This is a genomic window from Synechococcus sp. Cruz-7E5 (genome assembly GCF_024345995.1).
Classification (GTDB): Bacteria; Cyanobacteriota; Cyanobacteriia; order PCC-6307; family Cyanobiaceae; genus Regnicoccus_A.
Genome location: NZ_JAGQCE010000002.1, coordinates 216,974 through 235,001, shown reverse-complemented (window position 1 = coordinate 235,001; position 18,028 = coordinate 216,974). Strand labels below are relative to the sequence as shown.

General features: G+C 67.1%; 18 protein-coding genes. 10 read left to right on the top strand and 8 right to left on the bottom strand.

Annotated elements, in window-relative coordinates; genetic code table 11:
- Nucleotides 1-45: 45 nt before the first annotated feature.
- From KBY77_RS03920 to KBY77_RS03895, 6 genes are all read left to right on the top strand, one after another.
- Nucleotides 46-396 (top strand): STAS domain-containing protein, encoded by a 351-nt coding sequence (locus tag KBY77_RS03920; protein ID WP_255094463.1) that lies wholly within the window; start codon nucleotides 46-48, stop codon nucleotides 394-396.
- Nucleotides 397-415: 19 nt separating this feature from the next.
- Nucleotides 416-838 (top strand): ribonuclease III domain-containing protein, encoded by a 423-nt coding sequence (locus KBY77_RS03915; protein ID WP_255102460.1) that lies wholly within the window; start codon nucleotides 416-418, stop codon nucleotides 836-838.
- Nucleotides 835-2,772, top strand: coding sequence for a 23S rRNA (guanosine(2251)-2'-O)-methyltransferase RlmB (rlmB, locus tag KBY77_RS03910; RefSeq protein WP_255102272.1), 1,938 nt, complete (start codon nucleotides 835-837; stop codon nucleotides 2,770-2,772). The genes KBY77_RS03915 and rlmB overlap by 4 nt, the downstream gene beginning before the upstream one ends.
- Before the next feature lie 112 nt (nucleotides 2,773-2,884).
- The gene (locus KBY77_RS03905) at nucleotides 2,885-3,103 is read left to right on the top strand and encodes a DUF1816 domain-containing protein (RefSeq protein WP_399212174.1); all 219 of its coding nucleotides are present in this window, start codon (nucleotides 2,885-2,887) and stop codon (nucleotides 3,101-3,103) included.
- Nucleotides 3,104-3,132: 29 nt separating this feature from the next.
- Nucleotides 3,133-4,593, top strand: a complete 1,461-nt coding sequence (gatA, locus tag KBY77_RS03900) for an Asp-tRNA(Asn)/Glu-tRNA(Gln) amidotransferase subunit GatA (RefSeq protein WP_255102270.1) — start codon at nucleotides 3,133-3,135, stop codon at nucleotides 4,591-4,593.
- A 77-nt stretch (nucleotides 4,594-4,670) separates the two neighbouring features.
- Entirely contained in the window at nucleotides 4,671-8,195 is a 3,525-nt protein-coding gene (locus KBY77_RS03895) for a DNA polymerase III subunit alpha (RefSeq protein WP_255102269.1), read from the top strand.
- A 4-nt stretch (nucleotides 8,196-8,199) separates the two neighbouring features.
- Here KBY77_RS03895 and KBY77_RS03890 read toward each other — a convergent pair whose 3' ends face one another.
- The 3 genes from KBY77_RS03890 to ruvA all read right to left on the bottom strand — a co-directional run bounded on the left by KBY77_RS03890 (nucleotide 8,200) and on the right by ruvA (nucleotide 9,678).
- Nucleotides 8,200-8,670, bottom strand: a complete 471-nt coding sequence (locus tag KBY77_RS03890) for a PAM68 family protein (RefSeq protein WP_255102268.1) — start codon at nucleotides 8,668-8,670, stop codon at nucleotides 8,200-8,202.
- A gap of 8 nt (nucleotides 8,671-8,678) precedes the next feature.
- On the bottom strand, nucleotides 8,679-8,948 hold the full coding sequence (gene rpsO, locus KBY77_RS03885; RefSeq protein ID WP_094555672.1) for a 30S ribosomal protein S15: 270 nt from the start codon (nucleotides 8,946-8,948) through the stop codon (nucleotides 8,679-8,681).
- A gap of 64 nt (nucleotides 8,949-9,012) precedes the next feature.
- Nucleotides 9,013-9,678: a Holliday junction branch migration protein RuvA gene (gene ruvA, locus KBY77_RS03880; RefSeq protein ID WP_255102267.1), complete on the bottom strand. Its 666-nt coding sequence runs from the start codon at nucleotides 9,676-9,678 to the stop codon at nucleotides 9,013-9,015.
- A 23-nt stretch (nucleotides 9,679-9,701) separates the two neighbouring features.
- On the opposite strand from ruvA, the gene KBY77_RS03875 reads away from it, so the two are divergent.
- A complete protein-coding gene (locus tag KBY77_RS03875; RefSeq protein WP_255102266.1) occupies nucleotides 9,702-10,211 on the top strand; it encodes a hypothetical protein in 510 nt (169 codons plus the stop codon).
- A gap of 43 nt (nucleotides 10,212-10,254) precedes the next feature.
- On the opposite strand, the gene KBY77_RS03870 is transcribed toward KBY77_RS03875, so the two are convergent.
- A complete protein-coding gene (locus KBY77_RS03870) occupies nucleotides 10,255-11,304 on the bottom strand; it encodes a DMT family transporter (protein ID WP_399212169.1) in 1,050 nt (349 codons plus the stop codon).
- Between KBY77_RS03870 and dnaG the strand changes: the two genes are divergently transcribed.
- Nucleotides 11,234-13,306, top strand: a complete 2,073-nt coding sequence (dnaG, locus tag KBY77_RS03865) for a DNA primase (protein WP_255102265.1) — start codon at nucleotides 11,234-11,236, stop codon at nucleotides 13,304-13,306. The genes KBY77_RS03870 and dnaG overlap by 71 nt on opposite strands.
- A gap of 5 nt (nucleotides 13,307-13,311) precedes the next feature.
- Here dnaG and KBY77_RS03860 read toward each other — a convergent pair whose 3' ends face one another.
- The 4 genes from KBY77_RS03860 to KBY77_RS03845 form a co-directional block, all read right to left on the bottom strand.
- Nucleotides 13,312-14,001, bottom strand: a complete 690-nt coding sequence (locus KBY77_RS03860) for a type 1 glutamine amidotransferase domain-containing protein (RefSeq protein WP_255102264.1) — start codon at nucleotides 13,999-14,001, stop codon at nucleotides 13,312-13,314.
- A 61-nt stretch (nucleotides 14,002-14,062) separates the two neighbouring features.
- Nucleotides 14,063-16,408 carry an EcoAI/FtnUII family type I restriction enzme subunit R gene (hsdR, locus tag KBY77_RS03855; RefSeq protein ID WP_255102263.1) on the bottom strand — a complete coding sequence of 782 codons (2,346 nt, stop codon included), beginning with the start codon at nucleotides 16,406-16,408 and terminating at the stop codon, nucleotides 14,063-14,065.
- A gap of 30 nt (nucleotides 16,409-16,438) precedes the next feature.
- The gene (locus KBY77_RS03850; RefSeq protein WP_255102262.1) at nucleotides 16,439-16,786 is read right to left on the bottom strand and encodes a nucleotidyltransferase domain-containing protein; all 348 of its coding nucleotides are present in this window, start codon (nucleotides 16,784-16,786) and stop codon (nucleotides 16,439-16,441) included.
- A complete protein-coding gene (locus tag KBY77_RS03845) occupies nucleotides 16,783-17,205 on the bottom strand; it encodes a nucleotidyltransferase substrate binding protein (protein WP_255102261.1) in 423 nt (140 codons plus the stop codon). The genes KBY77_RS03850 and KBY77_RS03845 overlap by 4 nt, the downstream gene beginning before the upstream one ends.
- A 272-nt stretch (nucleotides 17,206-17,477) precedes the next feature.
- Between KBY77_RS03845 and KBY77_RS03840 the strand changes: the two genes are divergently transcribed.
- Both KBY77_RS03840 and KBY77_RS03835 read left to right on the top strand, forming a co-directional pair.
- Entirely contained in the window at nucleotides 17,478-17,753 is a 276-nt protein-coding gene (locus KBY77_RS03840) for a type II toxin-antitoxin system Phd/YefM family antitoxin (RefSeq protein ID WP_255102260.1), read from the top strand.
- Entirely contained in the window at nucleotides 17,740-18,009 is a 270-nt protein-coding gene (locus KBY77_RS03835; RefSeq protein WP_255102259.1) for a Txe/YoeB family addiction module toxin, read from the top strand. Before KBY77_RS03840 ends, KBY77_RS03835 begins: the two co-directional genes overlap by 14 nt.
- Nucleotides 18,010-18,028: the final 19 nt, after the last annotated feature.

Genomic DNA, 18,028 nt, shown 5'->3' with positions numbered 1-18,028 from the left:
GTCTTGATTCCCGCGAGGGCTGGAACGATTCCTGAACTGCAACGGTTGACCGTATCCCTGCGGGGCGGCTTCGAGCGACGGGAGAATTGTCTGCTGTTCAGCTTCACCGGCCAACTCGACGCCTACTCCGACAAGCAGTTCCGCGAGTTCATCACCGAACACCGCGGCAGCGATCAGCGGGCGGTGCTGCTGGATCTCACCCACATCGATTTCATCGATTCCTCCGGACTGGGTGTGCTGGTCCAACTGGCCAAGCAGTGCGCCGATGCCAAGGTCGCCTTTGTGATGGTGGGCAATGCCCGGGTGATCCAGACGGTGAAACTGGTGCGGTTGGAGCAGTTCCTGCACCTCCAACCCGATCTGGAGACGGCCCTGGCCGCCCTTGCCAAACCCTGACCCCGAAGGCCGGGCCTGGCTGCGCCAGATCCAACCCGATCCCCGGCATCAGCTCCAGCCCGAGCGCCTCGGTGCCCTCCAGCTCGCCTGGCTGGGGGATGCGGTGTGGGAGCTGCACCAGCGCCTGCGCCACTGCCACCAGGCGGGGCGCCCCGATGAGCTGCACCAGGCGGTGGTGGCCCAGGTGCGGGCCCGCGCCCAGGCCCGCGCACTGGAGCGGCTGGAGCCGCTGCTGGATGAACGGGAACGGGAACTGGTACGCCGCGGCCGCAACCGGGCCGGCCGCGGCCCTCGCGGCGGTGATCCGGCCAGCTACGGCCGGGCCACGGGATTTGAGACAATGGTGGGCTGGCTCTTTTTGCGGAATCCCGAGCGGCTTGCCCAGCTTCTGGATCATCTGGACGAGACCGACCTTTCTGACCCTTTGCCGAGCGACCCATGAGCCAACGTTTTGAGGGCCGCAGGCCAAAGGGTGCCGGCTCCGGTGATCGCCCTTCCGGCGGAGCCAGGGGAGGCAAACCCTCCCGCTTCGGCAGTCCCCGCCCCGAATGGCGCGGTAACGCCGGCAGCGGCTCCGGGGGAGGCTCCGGTGGCAGCTCCGAGCGCGACAGCCGTGACGGGCGTGCGGGGCAGCCCCAGGACAGCCGTGGCGGCTACCGGCCGGACGCCCCACGGCGTGAGAGTTTCCAGCGCCCCCAGGGGGAAGCACGTCCATCCGGCCGTCCCACTCGCGTGATCGGCACCCGCCCCGCGGCACGGCGCTTCGACGACCAGCGCCCGGGAGCAGGACGGCGGCCTGAGGGTCGCTACGAAGGCAAACCCGAGCGCCGCCCATCGCCCTCGGGCCGTCCTGAAGGGCGCCCGGAGGGTCGTCCAGAGGGCCGCCCTGAAGGCCGTCGCCCCAGCTTCGGAGCACCGCGCTTCAGCCGACCAGATGGGGACAGGCCCCGCTTTCAGCCGGGGCGACCCCCAGCCCGCACGGCCCGCTTCAGCGAACCGGAGGCGCCAGGACCCGAGAGCAGCGGCAGCTCCGAGCGGTTCGGCGCCGAGCCCGCCGACGACCTGATCTGGGGCCGCCACTCCACCCAGGCCGCCCTGGAGGGTGATCGTCCGATCCACCGCATCTGGTGTACCCCGGAGCTGCGCTTCGCTCCACGCTTCCTGCAACTGCTGCGCGATGCCAAGGCCAGTGGCGTGCTGGTGGAGGAAGTCACCTGGGCGCGCCTGGGACAGATCAGCGGCGGCGCCGTCCACCAGGGGATCGTGCTGCAGGCCGCGGCGGCAGAAACCCTGGATCTGGCCAGCCTGATCGACGGCTGCAGCGCCATCGGCGAAGCGCCGCTGCTGATGGCGGTGGACGGCCTCACCGATCCCCACAACCTGGGGGCAATCGTGCGCAGCGCCGAGGCCCTTGGTGCCCATGGCTTGGTGCTGCCCCAGCGGCGCAACGCGGGCCTCACAGGCTCGGTGGCCAAGGTGGCGGCAGGCGCCCTTGAGCACCTGCCCGTGGCCCGGGTAGTGAATCTCAACCGCTCGATCGAGCAGCTCAAGGACGCGGGCTACCGCGTGGTGGGTCTGGCCGAGGAAGGCAATGTGAGCCTGATCGAAGCGGATCTCGATGGCCCCCTGGTGGTGGTCACCGGCTCGGAGGCCGATGGCCTCTCGATGCTCACCCGCAAACACTGCGATCAGCTGATCCGCATCCCCCTGCGCGGCGCCACCCCCAGCCTGAATGCCTCGGTAGCCACCGCGCTGCTGCTCTACGAAATCGCCCGACGGGGCTGGATGAAGACCATCCGCGGCAACGCCCCGGCTCCGCGGCTGGTGCGGCCCCAGGTGCCCACCACCGCAGCCGCCAGCAGCAGCCCGGCCCTGGAAACATCTCAGGAGCTGGAGGCCGCCCTGAGCGACAGCGAATCAGGCACCACAACCGATGCCTCGATCGAACCAGCACCCTCCACCACAAGCCCAGATCCGGAACCAGAAGCTCAGATCGTTCCAACCGCAGAGGCCGACACTGCGTTTGAGCCAACCCCTCAGGCCGACGCTTCTTTCCAGCCAACCGCGGAGCCCGACGACTCCTTCAATCCAGCTCCGGATGCGAGCAGCGTGGGCGAGACCGAGGAGGTAACCAAGGATGTCGTCGAGGACGTGACTGGTCAGGAGATTCAGGCGGAGATACAACAAGTGCTCCAGGAAGCAACCGAAGGCTTGATTCAGGAGCTAACCGAGGACGTGATCCAGGACGAGAGTCCGGAGGCTGCTGCAGAGGAACCCGCACCTGAGCTGGACCTGCGGGTGTCCCTCCCGGAGGCGATCGAGCTGGGCTTCACCCCCGCCCCTGGCTCGCCGTTCCAGGGGGACATCCGCCTGTGATGCATCGGCCCCTGCATGCGCCGGATTCGATACGGGAACGGGGCCCTTCGATCGGCACAATGGTGCGGTTCGCCACGGTTCGATGAACCCCTTGATTCGGCTGCTCAGAGGCATGGCCAACGGTCTTGGGGTGGCCTGGTGGGCACGGGTGGAAACCCAGGCACCGCACGTCGTCTACTGGTTCGGGCCGTTCGTGCGCCGGGAGGATCTGGAGGCGAAGCTTCCTGTTTTTCTGGGCGATGTGAGCAATGAGCAACCGGGCTCGATGGAGCACCAACTGCTGCAGGTCCGCCGCGGCGAACCCCTCACCGAAGACCTGGACCCTGGCTGATAGCGTCGCTCGATGCAAGGCAAGGGCTGATGGGGATCGCCGAGTGGCGTGGGCAACTGGTGCGTGGCGAGGTGTCGGCCCGGGAGCTCACCGACCAGCATCTGGCCCGGATCGAGGCCGTCGACGCAGAGCTGCATTCCTTCCTGGAAGTGACCGCGGAGCGGGCCCGCGCTGATGCTGACCGCATCGATGCAGCCCGGGCGGCTGGCGACACCCTGCCGCCCCTGGCCGGCGTCCCCCTGGCGATCAAGGACAACCTCTGCACCAAGGGCATCCGCACCACCTGCTCCAGCCGGATGCTGGAGCACTTCGTGCCCCCGTATGAGTCCACCGTCACCGAGCGGCTCTGGCAGGCCGGCGGAATCCTGATCGGCAAGACCAACCTCGACGAGTTCGCCATGGGCAGCTCGACGGAAACCTCCGCCTTCGGTCCCAGCCGCAACCCCTGGAACCCTGAGCGGGTGCCGGGCGGCAGTTCCGGTGGCAGTGCCGCGGCCGTGGCCGCCGGCGAATGCGTCGCCTCGCTGGGCTCCGACACCGGCGGCTCGATCCGTCAGCCGGCCGCCTTCTGCGGTGTGGTGGGCCTCAAACCCACCTACGGCCGGGTGAGCCGCTGGGGCCTGGTGGCCTTCGCCAGCTCCCTGGATCAGGTGGGGCCATTCAGCACCAGCGTGGCCGATGCCGCCGAGCTGCTGCAGGTGATTGCCGGTGAGGACCGCCGTGATGGCACCTGCCTCAAGGCACCGGTTCCCGACTACCGCGCTGCGCTCCAGAAGCCTGTGAAGGGCCTGCGGGTGGGGCTGGTGAAGGAATGCTTCGAGGCCGACGGTCTCGATCCCCAGGTGAAGGCCTCGGTGCTGGCGGCCGCCGCCCAGCTGGAGGCCATGGGCTGCGAGCTGGTGGAGGTGAGCTGCCCCCGCTTCAACGACGGCATCGCCACGTACTACGTGATCGCCCCCTCGGAGGCGTCGGCCAACCTGGCCCGATACGACGGCGTGAAATACGGCTACCGCTCCGAGCAGGCCGGCAGCCTGGCGGAGATGACGGCCCGCAGCCGCGCCGAGGGCTTCGGTGATGAGGTGCAGCGCCGCATCCTGATCGGCACCTATGCCCTCTCGGCTGGCTATGTGGATGCCTACTACAAGAAAGCCCAGCAGGTGCGCACCCTGATCCGGCGCGACTTCGACGCCGCCTTCACCAAGGTGGACGTGCTGCTCACGCCGACCTCCCCCACCACCGCCTTCCGCTTCGGCGCCCACGCCGAGGATCCTCTGGCGATGTACCTGGCCGATCTGCTGACGATCCCGGCGAACATGGCCGGCCTGCCGGCGATCAGCCTGCCCTGCGGCTTCGACGACAGCGGCCTGCCGATCGGTCTGCAGCTGATCACCGGCGTGCTCGAGGAGCCCCTCCTCCTGCAGGTGGCCCACAACTACGAGCAGGCCGCCCGGGTGATGGACACCAGGCCAACCGCGGCCCTGGTGCCCTGAGCCAGCGGCCAGCTGACACCACATCTGGTGGCCGGTAACGTGGCATCACCCCGTGGTGGCGTCTGACGCCTGAGCCTTTGGCCTTCGTCCCCCTCCACAACCACAGCGATTACAGCCTTCTCGACGGCGCCAGCCAGCTGCCGCAGATGGTGAAGCGGGCCGTGGCACTGGGCATGCCGGCCCTGGCACTCACCGATCACGGCGTGATGTATGGCGCGATCGAGCTGCTGAAGCTCTGCACCGCAGCCGGCATCAAGCCGATCATCGGCAATGAGATGTACGTGATCAACGGCACGATCGACGATCCGTGGGTCAAGGGCGAGCGGCGATATCACCTGGTGGTGCTCGCCAAGAACGACACCGGTTACCGCAATCTGGTGAAGCTCACCAGCCTCAGCCACCTGCGCGGCATGCGCGGCCGCGGCATCTTCTCGCGGGCCTGCATCGACAAGCAGCTGCTGGAGCAGCACCGCGAGGGACTGATCCTGGCCACCGCCTGTCTGGGCGGTGAGATTCCCCAGGCGATCCTGCGGGGCCGCCCCGATGTGGCCCGCGACGTGGCCCGCTGGTATCAGGAGCGTTTCGGCGCCGACTTCTACCTGGAGATCCAGGACCACGGCTCGCCGGAAGACCGGATCGTGAACGTGGAGCTGGTGCGGATCGCCCGGGAGCTGGGCATCGAGCTGATCGCCACCAACGATGCCCACTACCTCAGCAGCGCCGATGTGGAGGCCCATGACGCCCTGCTCTGCGTGCTCACCGGCAAGCTCGTGACCGACGAGAAACGGCTGCGGTACACCGGCACCGAATACATCAAGAGCGAGGCGGAGATGGGCCGCCTCTTCGCCGATCACCTCGAGCCGGAAGTGGTGGCCGCAGCGATCGCCAACACGGCGTCGGTGGCCGAGAAGGTGGAGGCCTACGACATCCTCGGCCGCCAGCAGATGCCCCGTTTCCCCATCCCGGATGGGCACACGGCCGTGAGCTATCTGGCTGAGGTGTCGGAGGCGGGGCTGCGCCAGCGCCTGCACCTTGGCAGCAGTGATCCGATCGATCCGCTCTATGGCGAGCGGCTGGCCTTCGAGCTGCAGGTGATGGAGCAGATGGGCTTCCCCACCTACTTCCTGGTGGTGTGGGACTACATCCGCTTCGCCCGGGAGCAGGGCATTCCGGTGGGGCCTGGCCGGGGCTCGGCTGCCGGCTCCCTGGTGGCCTACGCGCTCGGCATCACCGCCCTCGATCCGGTGGAGCACGGGCTGCTGTTCGAGCGCTTCCTCAACCCGGAACGCAAGTCGATGCCTGACATCGACACCGATTTCTGCATCGAGCGCCGCGGCGAGGTGATCGAGTACGTCACCCAGCGCTACGGCGAGGACAAGGTGGCGCAGATCATCACCTTCAACCGGATGACCTCCAAGGCGGTGCTCAAGGATGTGGCCCGCGTGCTGGACATCCCCTACGGCGATGCCGACCGCCTGGCCAAGCTGATTCCCGTCGTGCGGGGCAAGCCCGCCAAGCTGGCGGAGATGATCGGCCCCGATTCGCCGGCAGCTGAATTCCGCGAGAAATACGAGAATGATGAGCAGGTGCGCCGCTGGGTCGACATGGCCCGCCGCATTGAGGGCACCAACAAGACCTTTGGTGTGCACGCCGCCGGTGTGGTGATTGCGGCTGAACCGCTGGATTCACTGGTACCGCTGCAACGCAACAACGACGGCCAGGTGATCACCCAGTACTTCATGGAGGACGTGGAGGCGATGGGGCTGCTGAAGATGGACTTCCTCGGCCTCAAGAACCTGACGATGATCGACAAGACCGTGGATCTGGTGGAGCAGGGAAGCGGTGAACGCATCGACCCCGATACATTGCCGGCCAACGATCCAGGCACCTACGAGCTGCTGGCCCGCGGTGATCTCGAGGGCATCTTTCAGCTGGAATCCAGCGGCATGCGCCAGATCGTGCGCGACCTCAAACCCTCGTCGCTGGAGGACATCTCCTCGATCCTGGCGCTTTACCGGCCAGGGCCGCTCGATGCCGGGCTGATCCCGAAATTCATCAACCGCAAGCATGGCCGCGAAGCGATCGACTTCGCCTGCCCGGCCCTGGAGCCGATCCTGAAGGAAACCTACGGGATCATGGTGTACCAGGAACAGATCATGCGCATCGCGCAGGATCTGGCCGGCTATTCGCTCGGAGAAGCGGATCTGCTGCGGCGGGCGATGGGTAAGAAGAAGGTGTCGGAGATGCAAAAGCATCGCCACCAGTTCGTGGAAGGTGCCACGGCGCGGGGTGTGACTGCCACGGTGGCCGAAGCACTGTTTGAGCAGATGGTGCTGTTCGCCGAATACTGCTTCAACAAGAGCCACTCCACCGCCTACGGCGCGGTGACGTATCAGACGGCCTACCTCAAGGCCCATTACCCGGTGGCGTACATGGCCGCCCTGCTGACGGTGAATGCCAGCAGTACGGAGAAGGTGCAGCGTTACATCGCCAACTGCCAGGCGATGGGCATCGAGGTGATGCCCCCCGATCTCAATGCCTCCGGCATTGATTTCACCCCGAAAGGAGAAAAGATTCTCTTCGGACTTTCAGCCGTGCGCAACCTCGGCGACGGCGCCATTCGCCAGCTGCTGGAGGCCCGCGTCCAGGACGGTGCCTTCGCCTCCCTGGCCGATCTCTGTGACCGGATCCCCACCACGCTGATGAACCGGCGGGCCCTGGAGTCGCTGATCCACTGCGGTGCCCTTGATGGGCTGGAGCCCAACGCCAACCGCGCCCAGCTGATGGCCGACCTCGATCTGGTGCTCGACTGGGCCAGCTCCCGTGCCAGGGACCGGCTGAACGGCCAGGGCAACCTCTTCGATCTCTTCGCCGCCCCCACAGAAACCGCCGGATCAACCCCTGCCGTTCAGAGCACGGCCCCGAAGGCTGCTCCGGTGGCCGACTATCCGCCCAAGGAAAAGCTGCGCCTGGAAAAGGAACTGGTGGGCTTCTACCTCTCGGATCACCCCCTGCGGCAACTGGCCCGCCCCATCCAGATGCTCTCGCCGATCAGCCTGGGGCGGCTGGAGGAGCAGGCCGACAAGGCCAGGGTGAGTGTGGTGGCCATGCTGCCGGAGGTGCGCCAGGTGACCACGCGCAAGGGCGATCGGATGGCCGTGCTGCAGCTCGAAGACCTCAGCGGCAGCGCCGAGTGCGTGGTGTTCCCCAAGGCCTTCGCCCGCCTCAGTGACCACCTGATGGTGGATGCCAGGCTGATGATCTGGGGATCGGTGGACCGGCGCGACGACCGGGTGCAGCTGATCCTGGATGATTGCCGCGCCATCGACGATCTCGATGTGCTGCTGGTGGAGCTGATGGCCGATCAGGCCAGCGACATCACGGTGCAGCACCGCCTGCGCGAATGCCTGGTGCGGCATCGGCCGGAGCAGGAGGAAGCCGGGGTGCGGGTGCCGGTGGTGGCCAAGGTGCGGCTCCACGATCAGGCCCGCTACGTGCGCCTCGGACACCAGTTCTGCGTGCGCGACGGGGCCGCCGCCCTGACCACGCTTACCGAGGCCGACTTCACCGCCAGGCTGCACTCGGCGCTGCAGAACGCCTGAAGCGTCAGGCGCCGCTGCCGCCCTGACGGATCGCCCTGATCGAGGCCTTCATGCGGGCGATGTTGACGCCGATCTGCTCGGAGCCAAGCAGGCTGCCTGGCGCCGGCTCCCAGCTGGCGGAGAGCACGCCGTAGGTAAGACCGAGCACGCCCAGCAGAAACAGGCCACCGGAACAGGCCAGGGTGACCACGGGGGGAACATCGAGGATGCCGCGGCTCACCAGCAGATAGCTGCCGATGAACACACCCATGCCCAGCACGGAAGGAACCCCGGTGGCCACACCGATACGACGGGCCATGCGGTTGGCCACCTCCCTTGGAATGACCTGAGATCCCCTGGGCTTTGAGCCGGGCTTTGGCTTGGCAGTGGCCTTTGGCTTGTCGCTGGCCTTCGGCTTGTCTTTTGCTTTGGCTTTGGCGCCAGCCTTGGGCGAATGCTCAGGCTCGAATGCCAGGGGCTTGCGCTTGGCCGCCATGGCTGTGATCAGCCCCGGATGCCGAGCTTGGCGATCAGCTGGCCGTAGCGCTCCTCGCTCTCGGCGCGCAGGTAACCGAGCAACCGCTTGCGGCGACCGATCATCTTCAGCAGCCCCTGGCGGGAGGAGAAGTCGTGCTTGTTCTTCTGCAGGTGGCCGGTGAGCTGGGTCACCCGCTCGCTCAGCATCGCCACCTGAACCTCGACCGAACCAGTGTCGGTGCCGTGGGTCTGGTGGGAATTGATCAGTTCCTGCTTCTTGGTGGTATCGAGCGGCATGCCGGCGTCGGGCCCTGACGGTGCAAACAGACAACCTAACGCCTCGGGGTGCTGGCCTCCAAGCTCAGACCACCTCACGCGAGAGCCAGCGCAGGCAGGCACTCAGCCAGGCCTCGGCATCGAGGCTCGGCTCGATGCCCTCACGGCCAAGGGCACGCAGGGCCCGGCTGATCTCCAGGGGCTCGTAGCCCAGGGCGGTGAGAGTGAGCTGCACCTCCTCCCGGGTGGAGGCGGCCGGGCCGGGATCGCCGCTGGAGCCGTCAGCCGAGCCATCGAGGCTGTCGTCGTCGAAACCGCTGGCGGCCGCCCCGAAACTTTCCGCCAATTTGCCGCGCAGCTCCACGGCCAGCCGCTCGGCCGTGCGCTTGCCCACCCCAGGCGCCCGGCAGAGGCGGCGCAGGTCGGCCTGCACGATCGCCCGCACCAGCTCCTCGCAGGGCATGGTCCCGAGCAGGGCCAGGGCCATCTGCGGGCCCACACCGCTCACAGCCACCAGCAGGCGGAACAGATCCCGCTCGTGGCGGGCCCCGAAGCCGAACAGGGTCCAGCCGTCCTCACGGATCGACTGGTGCGTGTACAGGCACAGCGGGCTGCCCGCCGGGGGCAGCAGCTCCCAGTGGCGACGGGTCAGTTGGACTTCGTAGCCCACGCCGGCGCAGGCCAGCAGCAGCCCGCAACGGGTGCCCTGCTGCCACGGCTCCGCCACATGGCCTTGCAGCCAGCCGATCATGGAGATCACTACCGATCCGACCCATGCTGCCCGGTCCGCCAACCCCCGCCAGCCGGTCTGCGACCATCAGCCGGCCGCAACCTGCCTGGCAGCGCCCCCTGCTCTCCATGCTGCTGGTGGTGTCGATCGGGCTGGGCCTGCTGGGCCTGGGCGGCTGCCAGGCGGCGGGCCAGCCGCCCCGGGCCGTGCTGCTGCAGGCTCTGGGCCTGCAGATCGAGCTCACCCAGCAGGCGATCGCCGAGGCCCTCGATCTGGAGAGCAGCGCTGGACGGCCCCAGGTCAGCCGGGTGCGTGTCGATCGGCAGGAGGCGATTCCGATCGGCCTGGGCAAGGGCCTGCACCTCACCGGCCAGTTCGACTGGCGGCTGGCGGAGGACCCCTACCGGGTGGACAGCCCCTTCGAGCTGTACCTGCTGCGGGGAGAGAGGGGCGAGAGCTGGCGGCTGGCCCGCCCGATCGGCGGCGACGACGACAGCCTCAGCCAGGAGTGGCTGGTGGATCCCCTGCCGCTGAAGGGCGACCGCGCCAGCTGAACATCGGCTCAACAACCGGCGGGGCTCAATGTTCGGCTGATTGTTATTGCGTGGGTCTGGGGCCTGCAACGGCCGGGGCAACGCCGGCCCGCAGGCTCAAGAGCGTGGCCAGCAGCACCAGCAGCGCCGACAGCCCGGCAAGGGCCGGCACGGACTCCCCGAACCACCACACACCCCACAGCGCCGCCAGCGGCACCTGCACGTAGCTGATTGCCGTGGCCCGGGCGGCCGCCATTCCCATCAATCCGTAGGTGAGGGCGATCTGCCCCAGCTGGGTGAAGACCCCCACCCCCAGCAACCAGCCGAACTCAGCGGCCGTGGGGGCCACCGGTTGCAGCAGCACCAGCGGCAGGCTGAGCGGCAGGGCCATCAGCGGGAAATAGAACACCACCACCAGGGGATGCTCGCTGTTGCGAAGGGCGCGCACACTCACGTAGGCCAGGGCCGAGAGCAGGGCACCGGCCAGGGCGAACAGCAGCGGCAGGGCCGGCAGGCCAGCGCCAGCTCCAGCCGCCGCGCCCAATCCGCCCGGGGCGGCCAGCACCGCCACCCCCATAAAGCCGAGCAGCACAGCGCCCCATACCCGCCAGCCCGGCCTCTCGGCCAGCAGCGGCCAGGCCAGCAGGGCCGTGAAGGTGGGGTGGAGGTACTGCAGCACCGTGGCCACCGCCAGCGGCAGTCCGATCAGGGCCAGATAGACGCAGTAGAGACCGGCGGTGCCGAGGATGCCGCGCCCCACCAGCAATCCCCGCCGTTGACCCCAGGGATTGAGACCGGCACGCCGCAGCATCCACCAGCTGATCAGCAGGCTCACCACCGACCGGGCCAGCACCACCTCCGCCACCGGCAGGCGGCCGCCCAGGGCCTTGACGCACACGCCCATCAGGCTGAAGGCCAGGGCACTGGCGACCATCCACAGGCCCGCCCGCCAGGCCGGGGGCTGCACCTGATCGGAGTTGCACCACTTCTGGTGTGGTGCGGCAGAATGGCGGCCATAGCGACCCCAGCGGTAGCGCCAGCCCTTGAGCCAGTCCCAGCCCCACGCGCGCCTCCATCCCCGCACGATCGAAGCGGTGAAGGAGCGCGCTGACATCGTTGATGTGGTGGGCGAGCACGTGGTGCTCAAGAAGAAGGGGCGGGAGTTCGTGGGGATCTGCCCCTTCCACGACGACAAATCGCCGTCGATGACGGTGTCACCCGCCAAGCAGTTCTACTACTGCTTCTCCTGCGGAGCCGGCGGCAACGCCATCAAGTTCCTGATGGAACTTCAGCGCACCAGCTTCAGCGAGGTGGTGCTGGATCTGGCGAGGAAGTACCAGCTGCCGGTGGAAACGGTGGATGGGCCCCAGCAGGAGCGGCTGCGCAAGCAGCTCTCCCGCCGCGAGGCGCTGCTGCGCGCCCTGGGCCTGGCGGCGGGTTGGTTCCGCAGCCAGCTGCGCAGCCCCGAAGGCGCCGGCGCCCTGGCCTACCTCACCGCTGAGCGGGGCTTGAGCGAAGGCACGATCGATGCCTTCGACCTGGGCTATGCGCCCGAGCGCTGGGATGGACTGCTCAATCACCTCGGCCAGGTGGAGAACCTGGCGCCGGAACTGCTGGAAGCGGCCGGGTTGGTGGTGCCGCGCAAGGGCGGAGATGGCTTCTACGACCGCTTTCGTCACCGGGTGATGGTGCCGATCCGCGACCGCCAGGGCCGGGTGATCGGCTTCGGCGGCCGCAGCCTTGATGGCGGCGAACCGAAATACCTCAACTCCCCGGAAACGGAGGTGTTCGAGAAGGGCAAGCACCTGTTCGGCCTGGATCGGGCCAGCAACGCCATCCGCAAGGACGACCGGGCGGTGGTGGTGGAGGGCTACTTCGATGTGATCGCCCTCCATGCCGCCGGCATCACCAATGCGGTGGCGTCGCTGGGCACGGCCCTGAGCAGCCAGCAGATCACCCAGCTGTGCCGCTGCTGCGACAGCCGCCGCCTGGTGCTCAATTTCGACACCGACGGTGCGGGCGTGCGCGCCGCCCAGCGGGCGATCGGCGAGGTGGAGCAGCTGGCGCTGCAGGGCCAGCTGGAGCTGCGGGTGCTGCACCTGCCCGCCGGCAAGGACCCCGATGAGTTCCTGCGGCAGCACGGCGCCGGGGAGTACCGGGCCCTGCTGGATCAGGCGCCCGTCTGGCTCGACTGGCAGATCGAGCAGGCGCTGGAAGGCAAGGATCTGGCCCGCTCCGACCAGTTCCAGCAGGCGGTGGCATCGCTGGTGGAACTGCTGGGCAAGCTGCCCCAGAGCGCTGTGCGCAGCCACTACCTGCAGCAGGTGGCCGAGCGGCTGAGTGGCGGTCAGGCGCGGTTGGCGCAGAAGCTGGAGGAAGACCTGCGCCAGCAGGTGAAGGGCGAGCGCTGGCATGGCAGGGCAAGCCGCTGGGAGCAACCCGGCGAGATCGGCCTGCGTGAGCGCGCCGAAGCGGAGCTGCTGCGGCTTTACCTGCATGCAGGCCGCCACCGGGGCGCGATCCGGCGGGAACTGCGCCAGCGGGAGCTGGAGGATTTCGCCATCGCCCACCACCGTCTGCTCTGGGCGAGCATCAGCGACCTGGAGGAGGACAACCTGGGCGTGGGACGGCTGGAAGCGATCAACCGGGGCAGTGATCCGGGCGACGACCTGGCCGATCTGGACCTGCCGCGACTGTTGAGCGACCGCCTGCTGGTGGAGGAAAGCGACCTGCTCAACCGGCTCACCCCGCTGCTGGAGCCAAGCGAACTGCAGCGCATGGCCCTGGCTGAACCCCTGCTCCAGCTGCGCGGCACCACGGCCGTGCTGGAACGTCAGCGCAGCCTCAAGCGCTGCCGCCACCTGCTCGATGCCTGGGGCTCCCAGCGGCTGGAAACACTGGAGCGCTGCATCGCCCGGCTGCTGGAAGAAAGCGAGGCGGAAGCCAGCGCCGCCGCCGCCCTGAGCATGGAAAGCCGGATCGACCTGATGTTTGCCGAACTGAACGGCGATGCCCTGCGCTTCCAGGAGCTGTACTACAACGAACGTCGACACATCAGCCACCTCGACCAGCAGCGCTGCGCCGATCCCCTGGCTGCGGCGCGGCTGGCCAGCTGATCCGCTCAGCGCCGCTTCTCAAGCGCTGTGAGAACGAGTTTTGCCACCGCCTCTGACGAGGCCGGGTTCTGACCGGTGATGAGATTGCCGTCCTGGCATGTGTAGGGCTGCCAGTCGTCGGCTTTGGAGTACTTGGCGCCACGAGCAATCATCGTGTCCTCAACGAGGAGAGGAACAACCTTGGTGAGGCCGACAGCTTCCTCTTCAGAGTTCGTGAAGCCAGTAACTTCTCGCCCCTTCACAATGTGCTCACCGTTTTCGTCAATTGCATTGACGAGAGCAATCGGAGCATGGCAGACGGCGGATACGATCTTGTTTGTCGCCCAGAAGTCTTCAATCAGCTGAATGGACACTTTGCTGTCGACAAGGTCCCAGAGCGGACCGTGGCCTCCGGGGTAGAAGACCGCGTCAAAGTCGCCAGGCGAGAGCGAGTCGAGCCTGACGGTGGCGGCAAGAGCAGCATTCGCGGCGCTGTCAGCCTTGAACCGACGGGTCGCTTCGGTCTGAGCGTCGGGATCGTCACTCTTGGGGTCGAGCGGCGGCTGCCCGCCGTTGGGGGAAGCCAATGTGAGCTCTGCTCCTGCGTCTTTGAACACGTAGTAGGGAGCTGCAAGTTCTTCCAGCCAGAACCCCGTGGGGCGGCCCGTGTCTCCAAGCTGGTTGTGTGACGTGAGAACGACAAGGATTCTGTTCATGTTCTGCTCGATTCTGTCTACATGTAAGTGTAAGCAAGCCATGGCTGGCGCGTCAGGCGCATCAGGCAGTGGCCTCATAAAGATACCTCTGGAAGCCTGAAAAGAGCTGGCCGATGTCTTCTGGCCTGCCGAGATCTGCAACGGCATCGGCGATGCTGTTCTGATAGCGGAGACGCAGCAATGGCGTGAGCTTTTCCTGGGCCAGCTCCTGCACCCCCGTGCTCACGTAGTGCTGCAGCACGAAGTTGAGGAACACCTGCTGCTTGCTGGTGAAACGGGAGTGGATGTAGAGGCGGGCGTTGCCGGCCCGCTGCTCGCGGGGAATGGGCGGCAGGGCATAGGCCACGTGGGCGAGCACATCGAACAGATCGCTGTTTTCGGCATCGATGATGCGCTGCATCTCCGCCAGCTGCTCGGCGCCGAAGCCCTTTTCCTCCAGCCCCTGCAGCAGGCGGCGGCGGGTGTCGGGCGCACTCCAGAGCTCACGCAGCTCGGCCTCATCCTTCACGAATTCCGGCAGCTGGCCATAGAGGCACTCGATGAACTGCTGGGAGCTCATCGGCCGGCCATCGGGATGCCAGAAGGAGGTGACCAGCATGTGCTGGATCGAGCGCTCCTTGCCATCGCCGAGTTTGATGCAGACCTTGGCGGGGCGGGGCGGGCGCCCCTCGGGTTCCTCGGTCTCCGCGCTGACGTCCGCCTTGGCCTCAGTGGGATCAGCAGGAGACGGCGAACGGCGATCAATCACATCAGGCTCCACCACCCCATCCCACTCCGGATCGCTGAAGTGGTGATGGGCCTTCACGAAGTCGTAGATCGTGAAATAGTCCTTGCCATCGAACAGGCGGGTGCCGCGGCCGATGATCTGCTTGAACTCGATCATCGAGTTCACGGGCCGCAGCAGCACGATGGCGCGCACATTGCGGGCGTCCACACCGGTGGAGAGCTTCTGAGAGGTGGTGAGGATGGTGGGGATCGTCTTTTCGTTGTCCTGGAAGGCGCGCAGCCAGGTGTTGCCCAGCTCGCCGTCGTTGGCAGTGACCCGCTGGCAGTAGTTGGGATCCGTGCTGCTTTTGAGCTGGTTGATCAGGTCGCGGATCGCCAGGGCGTGGTCCTGGGTGGCGCAGAACACGATCGCCTTCTGGCGCTGATCGATCTGCTCCATGAAGATGCGCACCCGTTCCCGCTCGCGCCGCTCGATCTCGATGATCTTGTTGAAATCGGCCTCCTTGTAGAGCTTGCCGGCCTCGATCTCCCCTTCCACCACCGTGTCGTCGGGGGTGTAGATGTATTCATCGAGGGTGGTGCTGATCTGCTTGACGCGGAAGGGCGTGAGGAAGCCGTCGTTGATGCCCTCCTTGAGCGAGTAGCTGTACACCGGCTCGCCGAAGTAGGCGTAGGTGTCTGTGTTGCCTTGGCGGCGGGGGGTGGCGGTGAGGCCCAGCTGCACGGCGGGGGCGAAGTATTCGAGGATGCCGCGCCAGGTGGATTCGTTGTTGGCACCGCCACGATGGCATTCGTCGATCACGATGAAGTCGAAGAAATCGGGCGGGTACTGGCCGAACCAGGGGGAGGGCTTGCCGTCCACCGGCGGGCCGCTCATGAAGGTCTGGAAGATGGTGAGGAACACGCTGGCGTTGGTGGGCACGCGGCCCCTCTTGCGCAGGTCGCCCGGTTCGATCCGCGCCAGGGCGTTCTCTTCGAAGGCGGCAAAGGCGGTGAAGTCGTTGAAGGCCTGATCGGCGAGGTTGTTGCGATCGGCCAGAAACAGGATGCGGGGTCGGCGCGTGGGTGCGCCGGAGAGGTTCCAGCGGGCGGCAAACAGCTTCCAGAGGATCTGGAAGGCGATCGAGGTTTTGCCGGTGCCGGTGGCCAGGGTGAGCAGGATGCGGTTGCGGCCGGCGGCGATCGCCTCCAGCACCTGGGTGACGGCGATCTCCTGGTAGAAGCGGATCTGCCAGCTGCCGCCCTTGTCGGGGTAGGGGATGGCGGCGAAGCGATCGCGCCAGGCGTTCTCGACCGCGAAGGTGCGCTGCCACAGCTCCTGGGGGCTGGGGAAGCCATCGACTTCCCCCTCCTCGCCCGTGGCGCGATCGATGGCGTAGACGCCCTTGCCGTTGCTGGCGTAGGTGAAGCGGATCTGGAGCTTGGCGGCATACTCCTTGGCCTGGCCCACGCCTTCGCTGAGCGGCAGGGAATCGGCCTTGGCCTCCACCACCGCCAGCTTGGTGTTGCGGTGGATCAGCACGTAGTCGGCGCTGAGGGACTTACCGCGCCGGCCACCGCCCTGCAGGCGCCCCTGGGTGATCGAAAACTCGCGGCGGATGCGGCTGCCCTCCACCACGCCCCAACCAGCGGCAGCGAGCAGCGGATCAATCAGCTCGGCGCGGGTTTCGGCCTCGTTCATGGCAGCAGGGAGGCCGAGGGCGCCATGGGATCAGTCTGGCCCATCCGGCCGGCGGTATAGCTCCAGGCCGGCCCGCTGGATGTGCTCCAGCAGGGCGGGATGACGAATCGCGCTGTAAGCGGAGAGATCGATCATCCAGGGCAGCAGCAGGTCGTCGAGATCGGCATCGATGCGGGCCAGGGCGGCGGCGTTGATGGCGGGGCCGATCAGGGTGAGATCGATGTCGGAGGCGGGGCGGTGGCGAGCGAGGGCGCGGGAGCCGTAGAGGATCGCGGCTTCCACCTCGGGGTGGCTGGCGAGCACCTGTTGGATGGCCCCAACCGCCGCTTCCGGCAGGCCGATCGCCTGCGCTGTGGCCGGGGGAGGACGCACGGTCATGACGGCAGCTGGCTCAAGGCCGAGAACCGATTCCGTAGGGCACCGAACAACGGCGCATAGCAATCGATCACATCGCGGGCGATCGCCTGGGCCTGCTCGAGGTTGTAGGTGTGCGAAGACTGATTGCGGGCCTTGATCATCGCCATCCAACCCTCGCCGTCGCTGATCAGTGCGTTCTGGAACGCCAGACGGGTGGCATCCCGCGAGCCGATGAGGCCGGTGATCCCCTGGTGCTGCAGATAGTCCTTCAGCAGATTCCAGGCGAGTTCATGGGTGAACTCAAAACTCTGGATCAGGCCCTGCTGCTCCAGCTCAGTCAGCGGCCGTTGGCGCGCCAGAGCCACGCCACGCTCCAGCACCTGGAGGGCCCGCTCGAAGTTGTCGAACCGCTGGCGCCAGCGGACGTCTGCATCGGCCATCGACTCAGGCTAGGGAGAACATCGCCCCAAGGCAGTTCAGCCCAGGGATGTGGCACCTCCAATGCAGGAAAAGTAGGCCGGCGGATGCAGGAAAAGCCGAGCCCGCGCTTCTGGCCGCCATAGGCGCCAGCGGTGAGTGCCACGGCGTGGAAGCCCTTGCGGGGGCCGCCCACGTCGATGCCGATCACGGTGGGGACGGTCAGGGTGGGGACGGTCACAGCGGCCACGCCCTCCACCCAGCTAGCCTGATGTACAGGTTATTGGACAACACCATGCAGGTGGTCAGCTTTTCGGAGGCCCGGGAGAGCTTCAAGGCCGTGCTGGATCGGGTGGAGGCCGATGCAGACGTGACCCTGATCACCCGGCGGCACGCCAAGGGGGCGGTGGTGATGTCGCTCGACACATACAACAGCCTGATGGAAACCGTGCACCTGCTGCGTTCCCCGGCCAATGCGGCCCATCTGCAGCGGTCGCTGGAGCAGGCCGGGCGTGGGGAGCTCCTTTCCCATGGGCTGATCGATCCGGATCTGGCCGATGCCGGCGATTGAGCGGCTGGCCTGGACGGCTGCCGCCTGGGACGACACCCTCCACTGGCAGAGCCAGGACCGCAGGCAGCTGCGACGCATCAACCAGCTGATCCAGGCTTGCCTGCGCGATCCCTTCGCTGGCATCGGCAAACCCGAGCCCCTGCGGGAAAACCTGGCCGGCTGCTGGTCGCGCCGCATCGATGAAGAGCGCCGGCTGGTTTATCGGTTGGATGGCGAGCTTCTTGTGATCCTGGCCTGCAGGGTTCACGACCGGTAAGACAGCGCGGCGAGGTGCC